15 protein-coding genes and 1 pseudogene are annotated in these 17,047 nt (G+C 59.0%); 9 read left to right on the top strand and 7 right to left on the bottom strand.

The window, feature by feature from the left end; all coding sequences use genetic code 11:
- Positions 1 to 48: 48 nt before the first annotated feature.
- On the bottom strand, positions 49 to 2,574 hold the full coding sequence (locus NYQ88_RS03275) for a DUF4214 domain-containing protein (protein ID WP_275653546.1): 2,526 nt from the start codon (positions 2,572 to 2,574) through the stop codon (positions 49 to 51).
- Positions 2,575 to 2,879: 305 nt separating this feature from the next.
- Between NYQ88_RS03275 and NYQ88_RS03270 the strand changes: the two genes are divergently transcribed.
- Positions 2,880 to 3,245 (top strand): helix-turn-helix transcriptional regulator, encoded by a 366-nt coding sequence (locus NYQ88_RS03270; RefSeq protein WP_345774610.1) that lies wholly within the window; start codon positions 2,880 to 2,882, stop codon positions 3,243 to 3,245.
- A gap of 286 nt (positions 3,246 to 3,531) precedes the next feature.
- Here NYQ88_RS03270 and NYQ88_RS03265 read toward each other — a convergent pair whose 3' ends face one another.
- On the bottom strand, positions 3,532 to 3,951 hold the full coding sequence (locus tag NYQ88_RS03265) for a helix-turn-helix transcriptional regulator (protein ID WP_345774609.1): 420 nt from the start codon (positions 3,949 to 3,951) through the stop codon (positions 3,532 to 3,534).
- 363 nt (positions 3,952 to 4,314) lie between these two features.
- Between NYQ88_RS03265 and NYQ88_RS03260 the strand changes: the two genes are divergently transcribed.
- The 6 genes from NYQ88_RS03260 (at position 4,315) to NYQ88_RS03235 (ending at position 8,396) form a co-directional block, all read left to right on the top strand.
- A complete protein-coding gene (locus NYQ88_RS03260; RefSeq protein WP_275653544.1) occupies positions 4,315 to 6,255 on the top strand; it encodes a DUF4214 domain-containing protein in 1,941 nt (646 codons plus the stop codon).
- Between the two features lie 123 nt (positions 6,256 to 6,378).
- A complete protein-coding gene (locus tag NYQ88_RS03255; RefSeq protein WP_275653543.1) occupies positions 6,379 to 7,134 on the top strand; it encodes a glycoside hydrolase family 19 protein in 756 nt (251 codons plus the stop codon).
- 12 nt (positions 7,135 to 7,146) lie between these two features.
- On the top strand, positions 7,147 to 7,332 hold the full coding sequence (locus NYQ88_RS03250; protein ID WP_275653542.1) for a hypothetical protein: 186 nt from the start codon (positions 7,147 to 7,149) through the stop codon (positions 7,330 to 7,332).
- A gap of 30 nt (positions 7,333 to 7,362) precedes the next feature.
- Complete coding sequence (locus NYQ88_RS03245) at positions 7,363 to 7,740, top strand: hypothetical protein (RefSeq protein ID WP_275653541.1); 378 nt, start codon at positions 7,363 to 7,365, stop codon at positions 7,738 to 7,740.
- Between the two features lie 45 nt (positions 7,741 to 7,785).
- Positions 7,786 to 8,148, top strand: coding sequence for a hypothetical protein (locus NYQ88_RS03240; protein WP_275653540.1), 363 nt, complete (start codon positions 7,786 to 7,788; stop codon positions 8,146 to 8,148).
- 59 nt (positions 8,149 to 8,207) lie between these two features.
- Positions 8,208 to 8,396, top strand: a complete 189-nt coding sequence (locus NYQ88_RS03235) for a hypothetical protein (RefSeq protein WP_275653539.1) — start codon at positions 8,208 to 8,210, stop codon at positions 8,394 to 8,396.
- A 290-nt stretch (positions 8,397 to 8,686) separates the two neighbouring features.
- On the opposite strand, the gene NYQ88_RS03230 is transcribed toward NYQ88_RS03235, so the two are convergent.
- Positions 8,687 to 10,465 (bottom strand): DUF4214 domain-containing protein, encoded by a 1,779-nt coding sequence (locus NYQ88_RS03230; protein WP_275653538.1) that lies wholly within the window; start codon positions 10,463 to 10,465, stop codon positions 8,687 to 8,689.
- A gap of 286 nt (positions 10,466 to 10,751) precedes the next feature.
- On the opposite strand from NYQ88_RS03230, the pseudogene NYQ88_RS03225 reads away from it, so the two are divergent.
- Positions 10,752 to 10,982, top strand: a pseudogene (locus tag NYQ88_RS03225) (helix-turn-helix transcriptional regulator); the annotation flags it as partial.
- A gap of 1,033 nt (positions 10,983 to 12,015) precedes the next feature.
- Here NYQ88_RS03225 and NYQ88_RS03220 read toward each other — a convergent pair.
- The 4 genes from NYQ88_RS03220 to NYQ88_RS03205 form a co-directional block, all read right to left on the bottom strand.
- Positions 12,016 to 12,777 carry a hypothetical protein gene (locus tag NYQ88_RS03220; protein WP_275653537.1) on the bottom strand — a complete coding sequence of 254 codons (762 nt, stop codon included), beginning with the start codon at positions 12,775 to 12,777 and terminating at the stop codon, positions 12,016 to 12,018.
- Positions 12,774 to 13,325: a sigma-70 family RNA polymerase sigma factor gene (locus NYQ88_RS03215; RefSeq protein WP_275653536.1), complete on the bottom strand. Its 552-nt coding sequence runs from the start codon at positions 13,323 to 13,325 to the stop codon at positions 12,774 to 12,776. The genes NYQ88_RS03220 and NYQ88_RS03215 overlap by 4 nt, the downstream gene beginning before the upstream one ends.
- 111 nt (positions 13,326 to 13,436) lie before the next feature.
- Positions 13,437 to 14,021, bottom strand: a complete 585-nt coding sequence (locus tag NYQ88_RS03210; protein WP_275653535.1) for a hypothetical protein — start codon at positions 14,019 to 14,021, stop codon at positions 13,437 to 13,439.
- An 86-nt stretch (positions 14,022 to 14,107) separates the two neighbouring features.
- Complete coding sequence (locus tag NYQ88_RS03205) at positions 14,108 to 14,830, bottom strand: DUF72 domain-containing protein (RefSeq protein WP_275653534.1); 723 nt, start codon at positions 14,828 to 14,830, stop codon at positions 14,108 to 14,110.
- Positions 14,831 to 15,058: 228 nt separating this feature from the next.
- On the opposite strand from NYQ88_RS03205, the gene NYQ88_RS03200 reads away from it, so the two are divergent.
- Entirely contained in the window at positions 15,059 to 16,984 is a 1,926-nt protein-coding gene (locus NYQ88_RS03200; RefSeq protein WP_275653533.1) for a glucose/sorbosone family PQQ-dependent dehydrogenase, read from the top strand.
- Positions 16,985 to 17,047 lie beyond the last annotated feature (63 nt).

The raw sequence follows: 17,047 nt of genomic DNA, 5'->3' as shown, positions 1-17,047 counted from the left end.
CCCGGAGATTGCTCCCCGAGGGCAGATGTCGAGGTCTAACGCTAAGCCTTAGACGAAATCGAAATTGCTGTTGTTCAGGTCTTCGATGGATACACCAGTCAAGCGGGTGACCAATGCAAAGGTGTCGTCAGCTTCAATCGCACCGTTGTTGACGCCTGTGTCACTGAAGAGATAGAGGTTGACATTGCCGCCCGACGTCTGGAAGGCCATGTAGAAGTCGCCAGCAACAGTCTCGGTAACGCCGGAAAGGGCCCCCGTTGCACCGAACAGGCCAGCCAATTCAGCAGCCGAAGCTGTTTCTGAAATTGTGACCAAGTTGCTGTTAGCTGAGAACACCTGATCAACACCGACGATACCCGCGTTCGTAGTGACGAACAGGAAGTTAGCTGCGCCGGTGGCTTCGTTTGCCGTGTCGATATCCAGGATGTCGCCGTTGTCACCGGCGGTGAAATCGGTGACGCGATCAATGCCGTTGGCAGTGGAGGCCTCATCCCTGACAACGAAGGTATCCGAGCCCGCACCCCCGGTCAGGATGTTATTGCCGCCGCCACCATTGATAGTGTCGTCCCCAGCACCACCGAGGATGGTGTCATCGCCAGCGCCACCTGTCAGTACGTCATCGCCCGAACCTGAGGTGATGGTGCCGCCGTCGGTCACGTCGCCGAGCGCCACGACCAGGTCGCCGGTGAAGTCACCAGCGTTGACTTCCTCGATCACATCACTGAGGGCGGTGCTGATCGTGAGATTTGCACTGCCTGTGATGTTCAGAGTTTCGACACTGTCCGTATTCAGATCGCCGATAGTGACGGTGTCACCTGCACCAATGATCGAATTCGCGGACAGATTGATCGTTGTCAGCTCGTCATCATCGAAGTCAGCGTCGACTGCTACGTTAAGATTAGTGACATCGAGCGAGTCACCGATCACCAGGCGGTTGACGAAATCAATGTTGACCGAGCGGACTTCCTCATCTTCAGCGTAGACGATATCGATATTATCGAATTCATCTTCAGAGATGAGGTCTCCAGCGACGTTACGTACGTTATCGCTCTGGAAGAGGAAGTTCGAAACAGAACGGAGATTGTTCAATTCCAGATCGAACTGGTCCGAGTTGCCATCGCCGTTGTCTACAGCAATAACCGAAATCTGAGAGAACTCCGTATCGTCGCTGAATGCTGCATAATCCAGAGCGGAGTCATCAGTCAGATCAAGGCCGAGCGTTTCGAAGTTCACGACGTTGATGTCACCATCTTCTTCGCTGTCAAAAAACACGCCGCCAGCGTTGGTGAGGATCAGCGTGTCTTCGCCTTCGCCACCATCGAGAGTGTCAGCGCTGGTCAGGCTTGTCCCGGCGTAGACGCTATCATTACCGACCGCACCGGTGTAGGTCACATCCCGTTCGGTAAGGCCTTCAAGCAGGTCAATCGAAAGGTTAGCTTCTAGGCCCGAGGCATCGATAGTCGAAGCGCCGATCGCGCTGCCAATATTGAGGTCAGCGTCGCCGGAGATGTTGAGGGTCGCAAGACCGGAAACTCCGAGGCCAATATTGTTCTCAATGCCTTCCGACACGAGATTAACCGTTTCGATGCCTTCGCCGTTACCGGAGATCGAGACGCCACCGTCGACATTGGACACAGTCAGTGCCAGCTCGTCTGCGTCACCATCCACGCTGCTTTCGGTGAAAGCGAAGCTGCTACCTGCGCCGGTGTCCGAAACGGACAGCTCAAAACCTTCAACGAAGGCGATGTTGCGAATTTCAAGGCCACCATCGCTCCATTCATTCGCAATGGAATTGACGCCCGTAGCGTTGCGCAGGTCGAGAACTGCGTCGACGGGTGCGATCGAAGTCAAGACTACGTTCTCGACACCTTTGAGAGTCGGCGAAACCGGACCCTGCGAGCCACGAAGCGTGGCAACCAGCGTCGCATCTTCGCCAGCGCCGGTAATGACGTCGAAGCTGTTGAGGGTTTCAGCAGCCTCAACACCTGGCAGGGCGATAAGCGGGGCGTTTATAAGATTGGCGGTGACAACGTCAGCGCCGGTGGTCAGGGTGGTGCCATCGGGGCCGCCGGTATCGAACAGACGAGCAATGGCAGCATCAACAGCGGCCTGATCTGGCACAGCAGTGGTCACAGTTGCGAGGTATTCGCGACCGATTGCTGCGGCTTCATTGCCGGAATACTGGGCAATTTCTGCGCCGGTATCGAGCGATTCAGTATAAAGATCAGCAGCTTCAATTTTGTTGTCGACGGTGGTCTTGTCTGCGCCCTGAGCACCATCGAGAATGCGGATGGCCACATCATTGATGTTGAATTCGCCTGAATCCAAGCCCTGCACCCAGAAAGACAGGCCGGCTGCATCTGAATCGCGATTGAACAGCGAGCGATAGATCGAGTTTACGATCTGCGCGTTCGTCTGGCCGGCGAAACGATCCTGGTATTCCGGCATTGCTGCCAGATCACCGATAGCAGACAGGTCGGCACCGTCATTGGTGACACCCTGCCAGTAAGCAAGGCCAAGCGGATCTGCGGGACGGCCGAACAGGGCGACATAAACGCCTTGAATGGTTGCCATTGGAAATTTTCCTCTCGAGTTGAGTCGACCCATCTAGTCGGTCGGCGTGTTTCTAGCTCCAGCTTGTACAGCACGTCAAGACATATTAGAGATTTACTGTCGCCCTAAAATCGCACATGACCCGCTAAAACCCTTGCTTGACGGGCGCTTCCGAAATGAAGTGATTCACTTTACACGTGAAAAGATTACGCATATACAGTGATTAGCAACATTCATCGGGGTGTAGCAGTTTTCTAGCTAGGCGTGGCGCGCCAGGGGATTGAGTAATGCGACGGCATCACATCGCAGTGCCAAGTACGGAGGGAATGCAACAGCTTCGCGTTGAAGCTGGCAAATGGCTGCGCAGCCTCCGCGAGGAAGCAGGGATCAGCCAACGCAAGCTCGCTGAACTTGCTGGCATAGAATATTACACTTTCATATCACAGCTGGAGAGCGGGCGAGGCCGTGTTCCTCAAGGGCAATACTTCGCGTTTTCGAAGGCGTTGAAGGTGCCGCTGCGTGAATTCGTCAAAACGATGACGCGCTATTATGACCCGATTACTTACTATGCCCTGTTCGAGGCCAAGGAAGAGCCGGAAAGCGTGACGGAGGATGTGGACATCGAGGATCTGGCGGAACGGCTCCAGCGCCTTGAGGCTCTTGTCGCAAAACGAGCCGCCAATTCGGCGTGACACCTGACGGGAATAGAGTGATTACACTGCTCGGTGGTCAGAAGCGAAGAGGCCGGGCCAATTTCTTGGACCCGACCTCTCGCACCATCTCGAATGGTAGCGCTAAACTACCAGCTCTGATCTCTATATTCAATCCACACTTTGACGCGCATTTATAGTCATGACTTGCACTAGGTAACCGGAGGCTTGCGATCGTTTATAATTGTCGCCTTGCCTGAGTGCGCACCTGAGAACAGTGTCGGCTTTTAGCCACAGGTCGCCAGCCTTCTAATAGGCCCTTTCAACTTCACTTTTTCGCGGCGATCAGGGCTTCAAGCCGTGCAACGCGCTCGGAAAGTTCGTCCGTGTTCTGCGAATCAACCACTGTCTCAGCCCCTTCGACGCTCGCCGATTGTTTGTCAGCATCGGCAGCCTCGACGATCGCGTAATAGGTGATCGGGTCGTAATAGCGGACAAGGGTTCTCACGAAGTCGGAGAGACGTACGTCCAGCGCGTCAGCGAAGGCAACATATTGTCCGGGAGGGATGCGGCCATGCCCCCTCTCCAGTTGCGAAATAAAGGTGTGGTAGTCAAATCCGACCGCAATTGCCAGCTCGCGCTGGGTGAGGCCAGCCTGCTCACGTAGATTTTTGAGGTATCTTCCGGCCTGCTTTCGCAGCACCTGGGCCTCTTCAGGCGTCGGTTCGATATAAGGACGGGCTTCCATGGTGGGGCTCCATGGCACTCTTTGTTGGTGCCGTATTAATAGAGCGTGTGCTATACCCCCTCCTCCACCCAACGCAAAGTCAACTTAGGGCTATCAGAGCTCTGGGGCGAGTTGCGCTAGCGGGGCGTTGGGTCGCCGGTGATACAGCTAGACGCGGTCGTCGCAAGTGATTGTAATAATTCGCTTTTGCTAATTGACATGACCTTCCCCAACAGATCGCCGTTAACCAACTGCGATAAACTCCAGCGATACCAAGCGCGAATTTAACGGTTAACCATTGATTAACAGTTTGTGCTTTGCTTAACTTACCCTCAACGGGGGCAGCATTGCATGCGTAAGGCCCTCATCTGTGAGGGAAGCAAAATGTCAGTTGCAATTCAGGGGATATACGTCGCGCTATTCGGTCGTCCGGCCGATCCGGGCGGATTGGCTTACTGGACAGAAATGACGAAGGGTGGCGCAGACCTTTCGGAAATGCTGCGGGTGCTGCCGGGGGTCCAGGAATACACGGACCGCTTTGCCGGGCAGACACCCGATCAGGTGATTACGAGTATCTACCTGAATCTGTTTGGTCGCACGCCTGATACTGCGGGCTTGGCCTACTTCAAGGAGCAACTGGCGTCCGGCGCGCAGTCGCTGGCGACAATTGCCGTGAACATCATGCACGGCGCCCAAGGCGACGATAAGGCTGACATCGAAGCAAAGGTTGAAGCTGCCCAGCTGTTCACTGCCGCGTTGGACACGCCCGGCAAGATTGACGAGTACAAGGGTGCCGCGGCGGCCGATCTTGCCAAGAAATTCCTCGACGCTATCGACAAAGATAATCCCGCCACACCAGAAAGCGCGAAGCAGGCCGCAGACGCTGTGATAGCTGGCGAGGACCCGACAGACATCAATGAGCCTAACCCCGGACCTGATGATGGTGACGGGGATACCGATGACGGCGACGGCGACGGCGACGGCGACGGCGATGGTGGCGATGAAGATGAGGATGATGGGGACGGCGATGGGGATACCGGCGGCGGCGGTGGTGGTGGCGGTGGTAACGGTGGCACGACCCCTCCGCCACCTCTCCCTGAAGAAGTTCTTGCTGTCAACGCCGCAAGCCGGGATGGCATGCTAGCGATCCTGCAGGAACATGCTGGCGCGCTGTTCGGAGCGGACGAAGCGGAAGCATTTGCTGAGCTCGGCTTGAATTCTGGTCGCCAGAAGGCAGTGGCATTCGGCGTTCATGAGCAGGTCCAGCTATTCGGCACCTTCACGACCGTTGCACAAATCAAGGACACCGTATCGTTCCACGTGGGAACTGAGTACGCCAAGTACCGGTTTATCGAGGCGCTGGACGATGCGACCAACCTCGACGATATGATTGCAGCGCTGGGTCAGGCTGCCGGTCTGAGCGAGGATCGACAGGATCTGATTGATCAGTGGGCGAACAGCTCTTCATCCGCCGCGCAAGCGCGTGCGGAAGCTCTTGCTATCGACGACTACACCATCAATCTAGCGGACATCGCAAGCAAGAACGATGCGGACCTGGCCTTCCTTGCCGCGAACCTTTTGGACGCACGTGGCAGCGGGTTCTATGGCACCAAGCTTCTCTTCGAAGCCTACGTCGTGTCCGAAGGCCTGCCTGAGAACGTCAATAGTGAAGCCAAATTTGAGACGGATCGTACTGCGCCTGCGGTCGTCGATCATGGCGATGGCGGAGACACTTTGACAATAACCATCAACCCGGAAGGTCCACAAACAGACCACCATCGTTACCAGGGCGTTAAGATCTTGGATGACGGCGAGAATTACGGCATCGGCCACAATGCCAAGGTATCAGCGGTTCTCGACATTGGCTCGAATTGGGAAACGGATGGCGTCGGCCAACTGACAGGCATCTGGATTACGATGCAGGACGCAACAGGCAGCCTTCTAGGGGGTGGTGCATTCGCCATTGCGGAATATTTAGATGCCGATGCCGCTGAAGTCGTTTACTCGCAGCGACCCGGCGACGATGTGCCATTTGGCTTCGAAGGGGGCTTCCGCTTCTGGGCTGGCTATGGCTGGAGCGAGTATCTGGAGATCGACGTATCTGAAATGGAGAGCGTCGAACTGACCTTTGTCTTCACAGATGACGCACACATCTGGTTCCTGAACGGCGATGAGATCTTCCGCGATGAAACCTCGTACGCCATCGATGCCGCCACGGAGATCGACACGGTTATCTTCAACAGCCAGAACTTTGGCGCCGCCGAGACGTACAACTACTCTGGCATCTCGATCATTGGCAGCGCGGCGGAAACAGTGGATCTCTAAGCGCTTCTGAACACCACCAGGACGGCTACGCCTCCGGATATGTCCGGGGGCGTTTTCGTATCCATCTGACAGGCGGTTCTTCGGAGCCGCCTTTTTCTATTCCCGACATCACAGGAGGCCGTCATGGCCAAGAACGCTGCGTTCTTCAACGCGGTGCGCTCGTCGCTGTTCGGCGGCACGCTCTCTCAGTCTCAGGTCGACGGCATCAAGGCCGTCATCGCTGCCTGGGACCGATCCGGCGACAAGGATGATCGCAAGCTCGCCTATCTGCTCGCGACGACGTTCCACGAGACGGCGCGAACCATGCAGCCGATCCATGAGCGCGGAGCGAAGTCGTATTTCGACAAGTACGAGCCCGGCACTAAGATCGGCAAGACCCTCGGCAACACCAATATCGGTGACGGCTACCGCTTCCGGGGCAGGGGCTTCGTGCAAATCACAGGCCGCTTCAATTACCGGAACGCCGGGCTCAAAATGGATGTGGACCTGCTGTCCAATCCCGACAAGGCGCTCGATCCTGTCATCGCGGGCATGGCTCTTGTCCGTGGCTCGCTGGAAGGATGGTACACCGGCAAGAAGCTGGGCGACTACATCAACGCGTCTCAGACCGACTACATCAATGCCCGGCGCGTCATCAACGGCACGGACAAGGCCAGGTTGATCGCTGGCTATGCCGACAAGTTCGAACAGGCGCTCGCTCTGGCAGCAGCGCAGCCCGATGGTGGCGTCTCGCCCGCTTCCGCGCCTAATCCCTCACCCATCCCCACAAGCGGCCTCCCTGACCCCGCCAACCCCGGCGGCATTAGGCCCGCCGGCATCATCGCCGCAGTCGTCATCCTGGCCGCCCTCGCAGCGGCCTTTTTCTTTGTCCGGTTCTAGGAGGCCGACACCATGATCGCAATGCTGATCGCATGGGCGGCTCTGACCGCCCTTTTTTACGTCCTGGTGGTTCTCATGACCGCCATGGTTCCGACCACCGAGCGCAAATCGCTGCCAGGTATCGGCGAGGCGATGATCTGCGCTTTGATCGCCGCGGCCATCGTGTTCGTGGCGCGTGGTGCCCTCTCACTATTCTGACCTCCAATAGCGCCAAGGAGGCGCCTTGTCATGATCACCAGCATTGCTGCAGCCATTGCACAGAACGTCATTCTCGGTTGGCTCTGGCGCCGCGCCCAAGAGCTTGCTGCGTGGGCCTTCGCGCTCATCCCGGTCTATCTTGCCATGCCGCCTGACATGCAGGAAACGGTGCGCGCCATCTTCACGGGCCAGGGCGGGAGCTTGAGTGTTTCGGCCGTGTTCGGTCTGGTCTGGTATCTCTGGACACAATGGCAGTCTTTCAGGGCGACAGCGGCGCCGCAGGTGGTGACCACCGATGGCAAGAAGGCAGTGCTTCCCAAGGGCTCGACTGCCGCTCGACAGGCTGATGCCGTCGCCGCTGCTGCCCCGAAACCTCGTACGATCTGGGAGCGGTTGACCCAGCGTTAGGCGGTCCCGCGCCGTTCTTCACCACCAGCGGCAAAGGGCCGACTTATGGAAGACCAAGACCTGCCGGCAATCCTTCGCCGGCTCGATGCCATGGAACGTAACCAGACGCAGCTCGCGTCTAGCCACACCATCCTGGTGGACAATATCGGCAAGGGCTTCACCGAGCAGCAGCTCGGCCAGATTCGTCACGCTTTCCGTGATGAGCTGGCTGACGCTGGGCTGCGGCTGGACGATGCGAGCCATCAGGACGAGGCCCGCGAGGACTTCCGGTTCCTCCGCGGACTGCGTCGCATGAGGGACAACATGTCCACCAAGATCGGCAATGCCGTCATCACCGCCGTCATCGTCATTTGCTTCGCCATCATCGGATCTGGCTTCTGGCAGTGGATCAATAGCGGCGGGAAGTAGAGAGCTTACCCTGGAGCGCCGGCCTGCCCGAGCCGCCGAATGTTGGCGAAGAATTGGGTTTGCAGTCGAGCTGCCTACCGAAAGTGTTCAGCGTCCGGCACGAGATTAAAGACAGCGCTGTCTCGGACCTCGCCCACGATCTTCAGGAGGTTGTGCTCGTGGAAACCTATGACAGCGAGGTCATTGTCGCCCATGGCGCGCTTGACCTCAGAACAAACGACTTCGATATCGGCACTGGTCTCAAATAGAATGAAGTAAGCGGACTCAAGCCAGCAGTTCGTCGACAGTCCTGTTATGGAATCCGTTATGTTATCCCATCGATCGACGTGCCTCCTATCCCCACGCGATGCGGAAAGACGCCCAGTAGACTGTCATAACGCCACCCCCTCATGCCAACAATAATCAAATATTATGAAAGTATTTTCCTTAAAGTCGAATCAAATTATTTGTCGCGCCAAAACCACGGCCCGGAAACGAAAAAGGCCCCGCCATTAAAAATGGCGGGGCCTAAGCTATTCATTGAATAGCTGTCACGTCATTAGATGGTGCCAAACTCAGCGACGTTGTTGTTGTTGAGATCAACTGCGCCGGTGAAGCCAACCAGGAGGTCGCCATCAAGGCCGGCAGCTTCAACGTTACCGTAAAGGTAGGTGTTGCCGTCGAAGGAGAACTTCGCAAAGCTGGTGATGTTGGTGCCGCCATTTTCCAGAATGGTCTGAATAGCTTCCACTGCATCGTAGAGCGACTCTGCGCCGGCAATGGCATTGTTCACCAGGTTCTGAGCAGTGAAGCCGTCAAATGCCTCAACCAGAAGCGAGTCGGACGCTGCGGAGAAATCGGTGATGGTCACGCTACCATCGAAACCGTCTTCATCTGCATTGACGTTCACGTTGCCGCCCTGAAGGGTGATCACGTCATCGCCTGCACCGGTGGTGATGGTCAGAGCTGTGTCGCCAGTTGCCTGGAGACCAACGACGATCTCGTCGTTACCAGCGCCGAAGTCGAACGATACTTCATCAGCGTCGGAAGCGACGTTGTTGAAGAGAACGCGATCATTGCCCGAACCCAGCGTAACCGAAGCGAGGTCCAGCGCGTCAGCAGCCACGCCGATCAGGTTGATGCGGATGCCGCCGGTCGACTGGCTTGCGTCAACAGTCACCAGCTCGGTCGCGCCAGCGGCATCGATCGAGAGATCGGTGTTGCTGGTCAGTGCCAGATTGAGGGTAGTGATATTTGCGTTGGTGGCTGCGGTGTCATTGCTGATATCGAGAGCGAGATCAGCATAGGCGCCGGGAGCAACGCCAGCCTTGGAGATTGAACCCGAGACGCTGAGCGTATTCACAGCAGCGCCATCAACGTTAAGGGTGGAGGCGACGGCAACGTTGTCCAGAGCCACGGACACTGCCGCAACACCAGCTGCAGCCGCAATAATGTCATTCACTGCAGTGTTGCGGAAGCCAGCGGTAGTACCAGCGGCCAAGCCGGTGATGTTACCTGCGCCACCGATCTGCCAGACCTGCTGAGCACCCTGGAAACCGGAAGCCACAACGTTGTTGTTGCCTTCATTGAGGACGTTGATGATCTCAACGTTCTTCACGGTAGCGCCAGTGGGAACTGCCACATCGGCAGTGCCGCGAGCAATGATGTTCATTGTGTCGACACCAGCACCGCCATCAACGGAGTCGAACTGGTTCAGCGTGCGATCAGCGAGGTCGCCACCAGCCTTAGCCTGGAAAGTATCGTTGCCAGCTGTACCGACAAAAGTGTCAGCAGCTGTGGTCAGCGTGAAAGTGTCGCCAATCAGGCCCGGACCTTCGGTCACGAGGTCGCTCACGACGGCTTCGACTTCTTCTTCGGTCGGAACAGTGGTGGTGACGCCGGCGAGGAACGCGCGACCGAAATCGGCAGCGGCATTGCCTTCATAGGCAAGGATTTCGTCGGCGGTGTCGAGCGAAGCCGTGAACAGGTCAGCGGCAGCGATCTTGTTTTCGACGCGGGTCTTATCAGCGCCCTGGGCGCCGTCAAGAATGCGGATAGCAACGTCGTTGATGGTGAATTCGCCGGACTGCAGGCCCTGAACCCAGTAGGTCAGGCCAGCAACGTCAGCGCTACGACCAAACAGGGTCTGGTAGATCGAATTCACGACCTGAGCGTCAGACTGGCCAGCAAAGCGGTCCTGGTATTCCGGAACCTGTGCAAGGTCGCCGATCAGAGACAGGTTGGCGCCATCATTGGTGACACCCTTCCAGTAAGCGAGACCAAGCGGGTCTGCGGGACGGCCGAACAGGGCGACATAAACGCCTTGAATGGTTGCCATGGGAAATTTCCTCTCGAGATTTAAGTCGACCTGCTAAGTCGGTCGATGGATAACTAGACTCGGATTTACTGTACGTCAAGGCTGAAATTCAGCGATGCTTCCAGTTGCTGAATTAGCAGGAAATGCTGAAAATCCGCCAGATTTCAATGGTGTGCGCGGGTTAACATCCTGCTTTACATCCGTGCAGTGATTGAGTATGTGGTTTTGAGTGTACAGCAAAATGAATTGCTGGGAGGCAGCCGTGACCATCCATCCCCAATTTGCGCAAGGTGTTGAAGAGACGCAGATGCTAAGGCAGCAGGCCGGTCGTTGGTTGAGGGCTCTGCGTGAACGCGCCGGTCTGAGCCAGAGGGAATTAGCCACGACAGTCGGATTTGAATACTACACCTTCATATCCCAACTGGAGGCCGGTCGCGGCCGTTTGCCTCCCGCGCAATATATTGCCTTTGCGACAGCTCTTGACGTGCCGCTGCATGAATTTGTGAAGACGCTGCTGCGCTATTACGATCCGCTCACTCACTACGCGCTCTTTGATACTGAGCCGTCTCAGCCTGACGATTCTCTCCCCATACCGGGAGAGGAGTACAAGGCTCCGGAAAAGAAGACGGCTGGATCTGGGCCGGGGGGGGTGTCGGAAGTCCTCAGACTGGAGAAGCGCCTGGCAAAGCTGGAAGCCCTATTGAGGAAAAAGAACTAGATCCCCAGCGCCTCGGTCAATGCTGCTTCTTCTGGGGTCGCCTGGCACGGGCGGCGCCTTCTTCGTGTAGCTTGTCACGAGGTTGGCTCGGTGCGACCGCGTAGCGGGACTGTCATCAGCCTGCTGTGATGACCTTACCAACGTGCCTGTAACGCCCTGACCCTGCTCTGCACTCGCGCTGGGTCCTCTGCTGTCGCGTTGTCATTCATGTCTCTGATGGCAATCATCTGGCGGCGATCAAAGCCAAAATGTTGATCAGCCCCGCAAGAGCAGCCAGACCGGTGGCAGTGCAGACCGCAATCAGCCCGTATAAGAACCAATTCACTTTATTTGCCTCCCCAAGGGATACCTTTGGCGGGTCGATTTAGTCCGGCTCACTGCAGAGCGCAATAAGCGAGAGATTGCCTCGCGCTATAAGATGCACAATCACTCCCGACCGTTCCGGGAGTTTTACTGCAGATGACTAACCTCTCATTTAGATCGAGTGCGCCGCACCGACCCTGCCAGACATGCCCACGCTGACCACCAAGCAGAGCACTCCGAACACCAGCCGCAGCATAACAAGAGACATGGGCGGGATATGGATTCCGCGCACCGTGCGTCTTTATGCTCGGCCATGTCCACAACCCTCTCCACCATCTAAGGCATGATCGACAACCACTTGGGCTTCAGGGCTTGCCGATGAAGACCAGTCTGTTCACAAGCCATCGCGGCGCTCCCTGCGGGGATACCTGCAGCGATACCAATTCCGCTCCGAACCTTCTTTGTCTTTTAAGTTCAGCAGTTATGCCATAGAGTGCCAAGCCCTTCACCCGCTCCATCACCCCACAGCCCTGACCTAACCGCCCCCGCGCTAGTCCTGCGTCAGCAGCTCCCGCACATCCGCGCTTGTCTCTGCAGTGGCGACGCGGGCTGACAGCGCGGCGTTGCGCGTGTAGGCGCCGTTTTCCGGCTCATAGACCCGCCAGAAGCTTTGCGCGTTAACGCGCAGTCTGATGGCGACGCGGTCGGGGTCGGTCTGGCGGAACGCCGCCAGAATTTCGATTTCCTCGCCCGGCAGCATGCCCTGCTGGTCGATGATTGCATCCCCTGAAAGATCCGGCAGGAAAAGCGCGAGCGTGGTGGCCGTGAACCGCGCCCCAACGCGCACGTCTTCGCCCGCGAATGTGGTGACCATCGCCGATTGCGCCGGAGGCGGGCCAAGCCGCGGCCCCGACTGGGCCCCCATGCGCACCACCTCACCTGTCCCCGGACTTTGGGTCTCTGCGTCCGGAGCGGGCGCGCCGCGCGACAGCGTCGGGGGCAGATCAGCCGGAGACGGCGGCGCTTCGGCGACAACCATGTCGCCCGACCGGTCGATCTGCACCGTTGGGCCCATCATAGGCGCCAGCGCAATGCCGGCGACCACGCCAAAGGCGGCGCAACAGGTAGGCACCAGCCAGGCCAGAAGGCCCGAGCGGGGGAAGAACGGGCGATTGCGCGGCCGGTTGGCCTCGGTGCGCCGGCGCGAAAATTCGGCAGCGCTCTGGGCGATCACCGCATTCATGATGACGGGGTCGGGCTGCGGCTCGGGCAGCGCATTCAGCAGCGAAAAGGGGTCCTGGCGGGCGGTCATAGCAGGTCCTTCAGCGCCTTGCGGGCATTGTGAATGTGCCAGGAGACGGTCACTTCCTTGCATCCCATGATGACTGCAGCCTCGGCCTGGGACAATTGCTCGCCAAAAACCAGCAGCACGGCGTCCCGCTGCTTATCGGGCAATTGGCGCACGACGCGCCAGATGTCATCAACGCGCAGCTGATCCTCCTGATCCGGTGCGCTGGCGGTACGCGCGACATGAGACACAGCGTCGACCTGCCGACCCTGGCGCTGCCGGCTGCGCTGCAGGTCGCGAACGGCATTGAGCGTGACACTATACAGCCAGCTGGTGAATTTCGAACGCCCGTCAAAGCGGGTGATGGCGTCGGCCAGCCGCATGCACACCGACTGGGTCACGTCCTCGGCGTCGCTTTTGTGGCCAAGCCAGCGAAAGGCGGTCTTGTAGATGAACCCATAATGGTCGGCGAGCAGGCGCTCGAAGGCGCGCACATCGCCAGCCCGCACCTGAGCGAGCAGCGCTGCGGTGGTGTCTGCCGGCTCGGCACCCGCCTCCTCAACAAATTGCACCCTGTTCCCTTCCCCAATGGCCCACTCAGGAAACCACCGAGTCTGGATATCGTTGCGGCAAAATTGAGATTCTGCCGCACGGCCCGCCGCCACGGTGGATCTGGCCGCGTCTCAGCGCGGCTGGGGCAAGGCAGCGTTGGTGAGCGCCGTAGTGCGTTGCGTCTTGAAATCGCGGAGCCCGCGAAGGAACTCTTCGGACGCCGCATTGCCATAGGCCCGCTCGCTTATGGCGAACAGCAGGGCACCCTTTTGTCCCTCGTGTTCGCCGGCGCTGTAGCGATAGCCGTTCCACTCGATGATGTATTCGCCATTGGCGTCCTTGGCCGAGAGCACGAAGTCGAGGAAGATTTCGCCCTGCTCGGCGTTTTCGAACACGGCAAAATTGGCGATGGGATCGGCCGCCTTGCGCTGCTCGATCATCGCCATCTGCGCGGCGACCACATCGCTGATCGGCAGGTCGGTGGCGAGGAATTCGACCAGCACCATGCTCTCATAGCTCTCGAGCGCGGCGCCCTCTGGCAGATATTCCTGCTTGGTGTAGCCCGGGCTCGGCTGCGACGACCAGGCGAGACCATAGTCCGTGCCGCCAAATGCGATCGGGTCACCAGTACCGAGGTGATCCACCGCCTCCTGGCCAATCGCAGGGGCGATGGCAGCGAGGGCAAAGACGGCGGCAACGATAGTCTTGCGCAGCATGGACGGGCTCCTTGGCCGGACAGGGTTCTCTTGCAAGATGAGACGCCGCAGGACCGGGCAAGCTTGGTCGGCTCCGACATTTTTCTTCAGGTCCGCGCCAGCATCGCCCGGAGATCGAGGCCATTGCGCAGCGCCGCGCCCGAGGCGGTACTGTCGAAAATGCACCAGATATCAGCCTGCGCGGCCCGCATGATCTCGGCATATTCGCCCAGGTCCCGAGGCGAATAGGCTGAAAAATACACCCGCGGCGCCCCATGCAGGCGCAGATAGGTAAAGCTGCGGTTGCGCGGCTCACGCCGGAGCTCGAGCTTTTGCGGATCGGCGTAGACCCGGCCAATATCGGACTGTGCAAGGACGGCGTCGGCATCGGGCAGACCCCAGCTGATGTGGCGGGGCTCTATCACCACCTGACCGGCAATTCGCTGGCGCAGCTCGGTGAAGAACACCGCCGCCCTGGCCCGCTCGAAAGCCAGCGATGGCGGCAGCTGCACGAGCACCGGCCCGAGTTTGTCGCCCAGCGGCGCGATCTCGTCGGCAAAGGTCGCGATCTCCTCGGCCGCATCGGTCAATTGCCGGACATGGGTGATGGTGCGCGGCAGTTTGACGGCGAACCGGAAATGGGCGGGAACGGCATCATGCCAGTTCGCCCAGGTCGACTGCCGATGGTGCCGGTAAAAGCTTGAATTGACCTCGACGCCATCGAAGACGCTCGCGTAGCGCGCCAGAGCGCTGCCCACGCCGGAAAACCGGCCGGAAAGTTCGCCCGAAATGCTCCAGCCTGCGGTGCCGATGATCCTGCGAATGGTCATGCAAGGCGCTCCCTTGCGATGCAACTGCCGGCCGTAGCTACGACCGCGCTCGCCGATAACGTTTCCACAGGGTCAGCGTTCCAGCACGGATCCTGCCTTCCGCAAGACCGGCGGCGGACGGCGGACCTCTCATCGGCGTGAACCAAACTGCGCCGCGAACGTTGGATTGAAAGACCCGGCATGTCTGCGCTGTGGCCTACCCTATCCAATCATCTCCGAGGAAACAGAATGGCCAGTGTCATCACGCAACGCCGTCCACGCAGAACAAAGCAAATCGGGTTGTGGGCTGGCGTGGCGCTGGGCGCTCTTGCGCTCGCCCATCCCGTCATCGCTCAGGAAACCCCGATCGAGATCGAGAAGGGGCAGAACGATCTCTTCTCCTCGCGCGTGCTCACCACCGCACTCAGCAACCCCTGGGCCATGCAATGGGGCCCCGACGGGCAGATCTGGCTGACCGAACGCACCAGCGGCGAAATCACCAAGGTCGACCCCAACACCGGCGCCCAACAGGTGATCCTGACCCTCGCCGACGTCTATACCGGCCCCCAGCATGAGGGCCTGCTCGGCCTGGCGCTCCATCCCGAGCTCGGTCAGGACACTGGCAATGATTTTGTCTACATCGGCTACACGGTCAATGTCGGCGATGAGACCACGCCGCAGGCCTCGGCGCAGATCGTGCGCTACACCTATGACGCCGCCACCGGCCAGCTCGGCTCGCCCGAAGTGCTGATCTCCGGCCTGCCCGGCGGCAATGACCATAACGCCGGCCGCGTCGTCTTCGGCCCGGACAACAAGCTCTATTATTCGATCGGCGAACAGGGCGCCAATTTCGGCCGCAACTATCGCCTGCCCAATCGCGCCCAGGACCTGCCGACGGCCGACGAAGTGGAAGCGGAAGACTGGCAGACCTATTCGGGCAAGATCCTTCGGCTCGAGCTCGACGGCTCGATCCCGGAGGACAATCCCGAGATCAATGGCGTCAAGAGCCACATCTATTCCTATGGCCACCGCAATCCGCAGGGCATCGCCTTCGGCCCCGATGGCGTCCTCTATGAAACTGAGCACGGCCCATCGAGCGACGATGAGATCAACATCATCGAGCCGGGCGGCAATTATGGCTGGCCGCTGGTTGCCGGCTTTATCGATGACAAGGCCTATTCCTATCTCAACTGGAGCGAAGCGCCCGAGAGCGTCCAGCGCATCACCACCCCGGCGCCCGAAGGTGTTCCGGAAACGCTCGAATCCGCCTTTGAAGGCGAGATGGTGGATCCGCTCGCCACCTATTTCACCGTCGAGAGCGACTTCCCCTTCGGCGAGCAGTGCGGCTTTGTCTGCAACCCCACCATCGCCCCCTCCTCCATTCTTTATTACGACGCCGGTGAGGGTGGGATTCCGGAGTGGGATAATTCCCTCCTCCTGCCGACGCTCAAGCATGGCGTTCTCTACGTCCAGAAATTGACCGAAGATGGCACTGCCGCTGACGGCCTGCCGGTCGCCTGGCTTGGCACCCAAAACCGCTATCGCGATGTTCTGGTCTCCGAAGACGGCAAGGAAGTCTATATCGCCACCGACGCCTTCGGCTCCGTCGCCCAGCTCTATGGCAATGAACTGACCACCAGCGTGCTGCACAATCCTGGCGCCATTCTGAAGTTCACCTATGGTGGCGAAGAAGGCAATGCGCTTGGCGCCGGTGGCGGCTCGGCAACGACGGGCGAAGCCCAGAACCTCGGTGGCCCGGAAGAAGGCGAAAACCCCGCCAATCTCGGCGCTGCACCGGGCACGTCCGAAGCTGCACCGCCAGCAACTGCACCGGCTGAAACCGCCCCGGCACCGGAAGCGGCAGCCCCCGAAGCCGCTGGCGAGGTTGACCTTGCCGCTCTCATCGCGGCCGGCCAGCCAGAATATGTTTCCAATTGTTCGGCCTGCCACGGCGTCAATGGTGAAGGCGGCGCTGGCGCCGTCCTCGCTGGCGATGCGAACCTCGCCGATGCGGCGTTCGTGGCGTCCACCATTATCCACGGCATGGGTTATATGCCGCCGATCGGCGCAGATCTCTCCGACGAAGTCGTCGCCCAGATCGGCAGCTATATCCGCAATTCCTGGGGCAATGATTTCGGCCCCGTGACCCCGGCCGACGCTGCCGCGCAGCGCTGATCGGACGACGTGCTGACCATGTGAGGCGGGAGCAATCCCGCCTCTTTTTTGACCGTGCACCGA

The organism is Devosia sp. SD17-2, assembly GCF_029201565.1.
In the GTDB taxonomy this organism is placed as follows: domain Bacteria; phylum Pseudomonadota; class Alphaproteobacteria; order Rhizobiales; family Devosiaceae; genus Devosia.
The sequence above is the reverse complement of the archived record's forward strand: the minus strand, read 5'-3'. Positions and strand labels throughout refer to the sequence as shown.

Coding starts and splice junctions, on each gene's coding strand:
- NYQ88_RS03245 (WP_275653541.1), top strand. CDS start 7,363: ATGATCACCAGCATTGCTGCAGCCATTGCACAGAACGTCATTCTCGGT.
- NYQ88_RS03205 (WP_275653534.1), bottom strand. CDS start 14,830: ATGACCATTCGCAGGATCATCGGCACCGCAGGCTGGAGCATTTCGGGC.
- NYQ88_RS03260 (WP_275653544.1), top strand. CDS start 4,315: ATGTCAGTTGCAATTCAGGGGATATACGTCGCGCTATTCGGTCGTCCG.
- NYQ88_RS03220 (WP_275653537.1), bottom strand. CDS start 12,777: ATGACCGCCCGCCAGGACCCCTTTTCGCTGCTGAATGCGCTGCCCGAG.
- NYQ88_RS03230 (WP_275653538.1), bottom strand. CDS start 10,465: ATGGCAACCATTCAAGGCGTTTATGTCGCCCTGTTCGGCCGTCCCGCA.
- NYQ88_RS03265 (WP_345774609.1), bottom strand. CDS start 3,951: ATGGAAGCCCGTCCTTATATCGAACCGACGCCTGAAGAGGCCCAGGTG.
- NYQ88_RS03240 (WP_275653540.1), top strand. CDS start 7,786: ATGGAAGACCAAGACCTGCCGGCAATCCTTCGCCGGCTCGATGCCATG.
- NYQ88_RS03200 (WP_275653533.1), top strand. CDS start 15,059: ATGGCCAGTGTCATCACGCAACGCCGTCCACGCAGAACAAAGCAAATC.
- NYQ88_RS03250 (WP_275653542.1), top strand. CDS start 7,147: ATGATCGCAATGCTGATCGCATGGGCGGCTCTGACCGCCCTTTTTTAC.
- NYQ88_RS03255 (WP_275653543.1), top strand. CDS start 6,379: ATGGCCAAGAACGCTGCGTTCTTCAACGCGGTGCGCTCGTCGCTGTTC.
- NYQ88_RS03275 (WP_275653546.1), bottom strand. CDS start 2,574: ATGGCAACCATTCAAGGCGTTTATGTCGCCCTGTTCGGCCGTCCCGCA.
- NYQ88_RS03270 (WP_345774610.1), top strand. CDS start 2,880: ATGCAACAGCTTCGCGTTGAAGCTGGCAAATGGCTGCGCAGCCTCCGC.
- NYQ88_RS03210 (WP_275653535.1), bottom strand. CDS start 14,021: ATGCTGCGCAAGACTATCGTTGCCGCCGTCTTTGCCCTCGCTGCCATC.